Source organism: Hydrogenimonas thermophila, assembly GCF_900115615.1.
In the GTDB taxonomy this organism is placed as follows: Bacteria; Campylobacterota; Campylobacteria; order Campylobacterales; family Hydrogenimonadaceae; genus Hydrogenimonas; species Hydrogenimonas thermophila.
The window spans coordinates 1-5,925 of record NZ_FOXB01000068.1; the positions used below are offsets into that span (position 1 = coordinate 1).

7 protein-coding genes are annotated in these 5,925 nt (G+C 27.6%); 2 read left to right on the forward strand and 5 right to left on the reverse strand.

The annotated features are described in order from the left end of the window. Positions 1-665: chloride channel protein (locus BM227_RS12235; protein ID WP_177202060.1), on the forward strand; the 665-nt coding region annotated here is incomplete at its 5' end. An 84-nt stretch (positions 666-749) separates the two neighbouring features. Beyond that, positions 750-1,094 (forward strand): MerR family transcriptional regulator, encoded by a 345-nt coding sequence (locus tag BM227_RS12240; RefSeq protein WP_092914255.1) that lies wholly within the window; start codon positions 750-752, stop codon positions 1,092-1,094. Here BM227_RS12240 and BM227_RS12245 read toward each other — a convergent pair. Genes BM227_RS12245 through BM227_RS12265 form a run of 5 tightly spaced genes read right to left on the reverse strand, consistent with a single transcriptional unit; the run spans position 1,091 to position 5,531 of the window. Beyond that, positions 1,091-2,386: an adenosylmethionine--8-amino-7-oxononanoate transaminase gene (locus tag BM227_RS12245; protein ID WP_092914256.1), complete on the reverse strand. Its 1,296-nt coding sequence runs from the start codon at positions 2,384-2,386 to the stop codon at positions 1,091-1,093. The two genes, BM227_RS12240 and BM227_RS12245, sit on opposite strands and share 4 nt — an antisense overlap. A gap of 10 nt (positions 2,387-2,396) precedes the next feature. Further along, entirely contained in the window at positions 2,397-3,755 is a 1,359-nt protein-coding gene (locus BM227_RS12250; RefSeq protein WP_092914258.1) for an aspartate kinase, read from the reverse strand. A 43-nt stretch (positions 3,756-3,798) separates the two neighbouring features. Next, on the reverse strand, positions 3,799-4,503 hold the full coding sequence (locus tag BM227_RS12255) for a methyl-accepting chemotaxis domain-containing protein (RefSeq protein WP_092914260.1): 705 nt from the start codon (positions 4,501-4,503) through the stop codon (positions 3,799-3,801). A 10-nt stretch (positions 4,504-4,513) separates the two neighbouring features. Then, entirely contained in the window at positions 4,514-5,389 is an 876-nt protein-coding gene (locus tag BM227_RS12260; RefSeq protein ID WP_092914261.1) for a phytanoyl-CoA dioxygenase family protein, read from the reverse strand. Beyond that, complete coding sequence (locus BM227_RS12265) at positions 5,367-5,531, reverse strand: hypothetical protein (protein ID WP_177202061.1); 165 nt, start codon at positions 5,529-5,531, stop codon at positions 5,367-5,369. The genes BM227_RS12260 and BM227_RS12265 overlap by 23 nt, the downstream gene beginning before the upstream one ends. Positions 5,532-5,925 lie beyond the last annotated feature (394 nt).

Below are 5,925 nucleotides of genomic sequence, written 5' to 3' on the forward strand. Positions count from 1 at the left end.
CAAAAATTATTAAAAAAATACCTTTACATCCATATACAGTTGCATTTTTAGGTGGAGTTCTTCTTGTAATATTGGCATTGATTTTTGGAGATATATATCTTGGGCTTGGACTTGAAACCATAAAGAATACTCTTAACCATGATCCATACTTTTCAAAAGATATCCCTTGGTACGCTTTTTTACTCAAAACTCTCTTTACTTCAATTACTCTTGGTGTAGGAGGAAGCGGAGGAATAATTACACCAATTTTCTATATTGGTGCTACAAGTGGACATCTATTTGGTCAATTAGTTGGAAATGATCATATTGCACTATTTGCAGCACTAGGATTTGTAAGTGTTTTAGCCGGAGCTGCCAATGCACCTATTGCAGCAACAATTATGGCAGTTGAACTTTTTGGGCTTGAAATAGCACACTATGCTGCATTGAGTGCGGTTATAAGCTTTTTAATCACAGGACATAGAAGTGTATTTCCATCACAAATTCTTGCAATGAAAAAATCTGAAATGTTAGATGTTACAGTAGGAGAAGAAGTTGAAAAAACTGAAGTAGATCTTGAAGATACGAAAATTGGAAAAATTAAAGATATAAAAGAGCGTATAAAAAGACGTAGAGAAAAACTAAAAAAGAAAAAAATACGTAAAGTTAAAAACTCAAAAAAATAGTACATATTATTTTATTTATAAATGAATTAGAAAAAAAATGATATTATAAAGTATATTTAATAATATAAAAAATAAGAGGTGGAAATGGCATTATTAGATAATGATAAAGATGTGTTACCATTAAGCAGTATTGCTGAATTATTAAGTGCGAAGGTACGTACATTAAAGATGTATGAAGAAAAAGGATTATTACCTAAAAAAAATGGAGATTCTTCAAAAAAATTATACTCAATAAACGATATTAGACTTATAGCTTTTACACATTATCTTGCCAGCGTAAAAAAAATTAATGCTAATGGAATAAGATATATATTAGATATGCTTAATAGCAATATGGATGAAGAAACAAGAAATGACTTTTTAAATAAAGTTGAAAGTAAAATGGAAACACTTTCGGGTAAGGATATTACTGATGTTGATACAATTTAAATTGAAATTATTTTTATTGCATTTATGATAGTATCAAAAATTTTATCTAACTCATTAATTTTTATAATATAAGGAGGCATAACATAAATAACATTACCTAGTGGTCTAATTAAAACACCATTTTGTAAGGAATGACGGTATATATTTAAACTAATGTCTCTACTTGCATAAGTTTTTTTTAATTCAATAGCAACTATTAAGCCTTTTTGCCTAACTGATTGTACTTGTTGAAGCTTTTTAATTTCTTTTAACCTAATTTTCATCATTAAAGCTAAAATCAAATTATATTCTTTTGTTGTTTTAAGTTCTAATAAATCTAAAGAAGCATTTGCTGCTGCACAAGCTAAAGGATTACCTGTATAGCTATGAGAATCAAGAAAAGATTTTCCTGTATGATAATCACAATAAAAAGCATTATATATATCATCAGTTATTAATGTTACTGATAAAGGAAGATAGCCTCCCGTAATTCCTTTTGATAAACACATAAAATCAGGTGTAACTTTAGCCTGTTCACAAGCAAACATTGTTCCGGTTCTACCAAAACCAACAGCTATTTCATCTGCTATAATATGAACTCCATAATAGTTGCAAAGTTCTTTTAATTTACTAATATAAGAAGCATCATACATAGCCATACCACCAGCACATTGTACAAGTGGTTCAATAATAACTGAAGAGACTTTACCTTTATATTGTTTAAGTAATTTTTCCATATCTTCAAGAGCTTCTTCTTCATTATGTAGTGCAGGAGACTTTGCTTGAAGTGTTTTGATAAGTATATCACTATATATATCTTTATATAAACTTACTCCACCAACGGCTAAAGCACCCATTGTTTCACCATGATAGCTATTTTCTAATGAGATAAAATAGGGACGTGTTTCACCTTTATTATAGTAGTATTGAAAGCTCATTTTTAGTGCGATCTCTATTGCACTTGAGCCATTGTCTGCAAAAAAAACTTTATTTAATCCATCAGGAGATAGTTGAATTAATCTTTTGGCAAGATCTATTGCTGGCTTATGTGTAAAACCTGCAAATATAATATGCTCTAGAGTATCTATTTGTTCTTTAATTTTTTTATTAATATACGGGTTTGAATGTCCAAAAAGATTTACCCACCAACTACTTATTGCATCAATGTAGGCATTATCATCATAATCATATAGATATACTCCTTTTGCACTTTTTATTGGTATAAGTGGCAAATTTCTTTCATATTCTTTCATTTGTGAACAAGGATGAAAAATATAGTTTAAATCTTCTTTAATATATTGAGTGTTATTCATTTTTTCCTTCCTAGTCATTAAGTATTAATTTGTTATATAAGAGTTTCAAAGCAGTATCTGCATGATGTTGTGCTATTCCTATATGAAATGAGAGTTTTGCTGGAGCCTGATCTAGCATTTCAATATCTATATTATTATCTTTTAGTACTGTTACTGCATCTGCGATAGCATAAGAATTATATTTTAATCCTATTCCTACCATACTCAATATAGCTAAGTCATATACAACATCTATTACATCAGGAGATAATTTTTCTTCTATCTCAGCTCTTAGATTATTTATATTTCCTGTTAAGTCTTCTTTTTTTAATAATACTGCAATATCATCTTTATCTGTTGGGTAAAAATAAGTATTTATCTGGTATTTGTTAAAGATACTTAGTAGTCCTTCCATAAAACCTATTTCTTCTCCAAGACCATCTTTTTCAAGATATATGTATGCCATATTATCAAGTTTTGCAATACCAACAACATCTTCAGTATGTACTCTTTCATTGAGTATTATAGTACCACTAGCTGAAGGACGATTAGTGTTTCTTATGTTGATAGGAATATTTCTTTTTTTACAATTTATCATCGCATCAAAATGGAAAACATTAAATCCTTTTGTTGATAGCAGTCTAATTTCTTTAAACGTTAATCTTGGAATAACATCTGCATCTTTTATAATTCTTGGATCAACTTCATAAACACCATCTATATCACTCCAGTTTTCATAAAGTGATGCATTTATTGAATATGCTAACTCTCCACCAGTTAAGTCAGAGCCTCCTCTTGATAAAATTGCAACATCACCATTTTGGGTAACTCCATAAAAACCTGGCATTATACAAATTTTATCTTCCGTTTTGAGTTTTTCAAGATTAGTATAAGTTTTATCAATTATTTTTGCATCTAAATAATCATCATTTAAAATAAATCCTATATCTTCTGGTAATACTAGTTGTGTATTAATTCCACTTTTATTAAAATATTCAGCAATAATTTTTGCATTATAATGTTCTCCTCTGGAAGCCAAAAAAGCAATTTTTTTCTTTTCTTTTAAAGTAGTTTTAAAGTCATTTTCAAGAAAAGGAATTATTTTTTCTTTAGATATATCTAAGTCATTACATAATGTAGAAAACTTTTTTATAACAGCTTCTTTACTATCATTTGTACTTATTCTTTTTTTACTTAAATGCTGTCCTTTAAGTGCAATATTTATAAGATGATCGGTTATTTTTTCATTATATTTCTCATCTCTGCCTGGAGCTGATACAACGATATATTTTCTATTTTTATTATCTTTTATGATTTCTTTAACTTTTTTAATTTGAATAGCATTCTCTACTGAACTACCACCAAATTTACAAACTATTTTTCGTCTCATTTTTTTCCTTTATAGGTTATTTGTGTTATATAAAAATGTATTTCTATTTAGTTATTAATTTATTATTTACTTGTTCAGTTATTTGTTGAAAATTTTTAAGATTATCATTTATAGATATTGATAAGGTTTTTATTTTTTGTAAAATATTTTGTATTTCATCTCTATACAACCCAAGTGTTAATTCAATATCATTTATATTTCTATTCAAACTTTCTGATACTTTATCAATATAATCCGCAACAATTAAAACACTTTTTCCTTGCTCACCTATATGTGCTGCTTGAATAGTTGCATTTATGCCTAATAGTCCAAGTTCATCTGAAATTTTTTTTGCTGTTATTATATTTTCATTTAAAGAATTCATTTTTATTAATAGATTTTCTATATTAGTTTTAATAATATATAGTTTTTCTTTATCTGAATTATTTTTTTTAATATATTCATTCATTAAAAAATCAAATTCATTCATTAAAAAATCTTGTAATGTCTTATATTGTTTTTCTAGTTCTTTATTTTTATTTTTTAAATTATTTATTTTGTCAGAACTTTTATCAAGAATATTTTCTAATTTTTCTTTTTTGTTATATAAGATTGTGTATGATTTTTTTAATTCATTAAGTTCTTTTCTTATTGAATTATTCTCATTTTCAAGTTCTTTAATATTACAAAGCAATATATCATTATCTTCTGTTAGTTTTAATATAGTTTCTTGTTGTTCGTTTATTAAATTTTTAGATGATTTAAACATTGACTACCTCCTACAAAGGAGTATAGTCGTCAAGAGATAAAAAAGGTGCTCTTTTATGTTTTGCAGCAAATGGTTCAACAGGAGTGTTTTCTACACTATTATAGACAAAAAAAGCATTAGTTCTGTCATAAGGAGATATATTGTCAGGTGAACCATGCATAATATTTCCATCATGAAAGACTAAAGTTCCTTTTTTACCAAGAGCAGCAACAAGTTCAGTATTTTTACTTAAGTGCTTTATTGCTTTTAAACTTGGTACGCCATATTCTTGCTTTTTAAGAGATTGTTTGTAATTGTCTTTAGGAGTTTTACCAGCACATGAAACAAATTTTTTATGACTCCCCGGAATTAAGTATAATGGTCCGTTGTAGTGCGTGTTATCAGTTAGCATAATCCATGCAGTTAAAACACGGCAACGAGGTAAACCATCTTCTGCATGCCAAGTTTCAAAGTCTGAATGCCAAGGAAAAGATTTTCCTTTATATGCTGGTTTTATATTAATGCGACTATGATGAATATAAGCATTTGAACCTAGTATATGCTCTATTTTATCAACTATTCTCCTGTCTTTCATTAATTTATTAAATATAGGATGAAATAGATGTTGAGAAAATATTGTTCTTACTTCATCACTATCTGGTTCAGTTATATACTCTTCTTTTTCTTTTAATTCTGGAGCATTTTTTAAACTAAACAAAGCATTATTAAATTCATTAACTTCCTCTTCTGAAAAAAAGTTTGGAAAGATAATAAAACCATTTTGTTCATAAAAAGAAGCCTCTTCTGGCTTTAATGAATATTCACCTACTGGTTTTCCATAAATAACTGGATCTACTCTATCTAAAATATCCTCTTTCTCCATTCTAGTTGGATAGTAGTCTTTCATATTTTCTCCTTTCGTTGATTAGTTTAATAGCACTTTTTATGACATTAGATATATTTGCTTTTATCCATCTTTTATCCATCCATTCTTGTGGTCTAACTTCAACTCCTTGTACTAATGTTGCAAAATGTAAATGATCTCCCATTGCAAAACCAGTTTTACCTGTATTTGCAATGTAAGAATTAGCCTTTTTATAAAAAATAACTTAAAAAGGACAAAAAAATAAAAAAGCAATAGCTTTTTAAAGCTATTTTAAAAACAACCAATTTTCAAGAGATTTTTCTCTTGAAATGAGTTTGATTTTGAAAGCACTTTTAAGAGTTTAATCTAAAATTATAACTTTAGATTAGAGTGCTTTTACAATCAAACTAAGTTGGTTTGATTGACAATTAAAAGGTGATGGCACTATTACAATTCCATCATCAATTTGAAGTAAATTAGCTTTAGTTCTTTAACTTATCACTGTCTAACCATAGCAAAAACACGAGAGGGGTTATAAGGTTCATTGTTTTTAAAGATGGCATAGATAATTGTTATCA

What these genes read in the sequence shown, in the direction of transcription:
- BM227_RS12255 (WP_092914260.1), bottom strand. Translation starts at nt 4,503, where the DNA reads ATGTTTAAATCATCTAAAAATTTAATAAACGAACAACAAGAAACTATA.
- BM227_RS12265 (WP_177202061.1), bottom strand. Translation starts at nt 5,531, where the DNA reads ATGGGAGATCATTTACATTTTGCAACATTAGTACAAGGAGTTGAAGTT.
- BM227_RS12260 (WP_092914261.1), bottom strand. Translation starts at nt 5,389, where the DNA reads ATGAAAGACTACTATCCAACTAGAATGGAGAAAGAGGATATTTTAGAT.
- BM227_RS12245 (WP_092914256.1), bottom strand. Translation starts at nt 2,386, where the DNA reads ATGAATAACACTCAATATATTAAAGAAGATTTAAACTATATTTTTCAT.
- BM227_RS12240 (WP_092914255.1), top strand. Translation starts at nt 750, where the DNA reads ATGGCATTATTAGATAATGATAAAGATGTGTTACCATTAAGCAGTATT.
- BM227_RS12250 (WP_092914258.1), bottom strand. Translation starts at nt 3,755, where the DNA reads ATGAGACGAAAAATAGTTTGTAAATTTGGTGGTAGTTCAGTAGAGAAT.